The following is a 1299-nucleotide window of genomic DNA, read 5'->3' as shown; positions in this document are numbered from 1 at the left end:
CCTGTAGTTGAACATAAGGGGTGTGACATTAGTTGTTGGGATGAATGGTTGAAGAGGCATCTCATTCTAAATAAAAACCATATGTTGTTAGCTGAACTTAGAGACCCCATTCCTATTGTTAGGCCAAGCTGGTTTCAGGAGCAATATAGTGAAAGCTGGCCTTGGCAAATAGTAGAGACCGATTTTATTGATAGCTTGGTTTTGGTTGATGGTTTAACTACGTGGCTTAATGTAGAGGGATGCTGGGATGAGTATCGTGATGGTAAGAATGAGCATGTATCATTCTCAAGCGTGCTAGTGCCAAAGGGATTAGGTCAAGCTCTCTTGCACACGTCACTCAGTGTTGAAGATGGCATTGGTGAGTGTGATTTATATAACTTCTGTGAGTTTGATGATCGTGATGAATCTAAGTTTCATTGTGAAGAATGGTTGTTTTCTAGTGACAGAGATAATGATATAGAGTCAAAAGATCCATATGCTGGAGCGATTTTCGATCGACCTTATAAACTGAGAGAGTGCATTACCAATATCATTGATGTATCTTACAGTAATGATGAAAAAAAATGCGTGCTACTTTCAGATAATAGCGTTTGTCTTGAGAATTTGTTTTGGAGTGAAAATAGAGATGGCGATAGAGACTCTTATATAAGCTCTGGTACTTCAGTTAAAGCATCACTAGGGTTTTTGAAGACGGTGTGTAATCTACTGAATGTCGACATTGCTCTTCAAGTATATATTAAGAGAAATTTCAAAGGAAGATATGAAGATGAAAACAATGAAATCGGATATATCCCTGGATACAATAAAACCTTCATCTTTTCTGGAGATGGAAAAATTAGAGATGCAGGAAAAAGTTATCAACTTAGGTAGGGAAATCGTATCTAGTTTGAAGCATAGTGATCTTGATCATATAACAGTATGGATGATCAATTATTTGTCTGAGCAAATAATATCAGCAGAAAATGGAGATGAAAAAGCAAAGGGGGTTTGCTGTGATACCATCTTGAAACTTTGGAGTAATAGACGTGTATTCCCAAATGGCGCCAGGCCATTTGAGAACTTTGAGCATATATTTAAAGCGTTAGACTCACTTAGTCCTGAATCGATTAGGCCACGTTATTACATGGATGCTGAGGAAAATGGCGACAATAAATTACATGACTCCACGCATTTGGTAAAACTAGTCAAGGATCTGGATGCCGCAGCAAGAATTTTAATAATTTTCTTACTCGAACAGGCTGTTGAGCTAGAAAATAATGACGCTGCTATAAATTGGATCAAAAGCATGCAAGGGATTCC

2 protein-coding genes are annotated in these 1299 nt (G+C 37.7%); both read left to right on the top strand.

The window, feature by feature from the left end:
- On the top strand, positions 1-870 hold an 870-nt coding region (locus tag PG892_RS22290), incomplete at its 5' end, for a hypothetical protein (RefSeq protein ID WP_270825909.1).
- Positions 827-1299 (top strand): hypothetical protein (locus tag PG892_RS22285; protein ID WP_270825908.1); only part of this gene is annotated, 473 nt, incomplete at its 3' end. The genes PG892_RS22290 and PG892_RS22285, both read left to right, overlap by 44 nt.

It is taken from the genome of Aeromonas sp. QDB68 (genome assembly GCF_027707405.1).
GTDB classification, from domain to species: Bacteria; Pseudomonadota; Gammaproteobacteria; order Enterobacterales; family Aeromonadaceae; genus Aeromonas; species Aeromonas caviae.
Note: the sequence above shows the minus strand (reverse complement) of the source record. Positions and strands in the feature narration are given on the sequence as shown.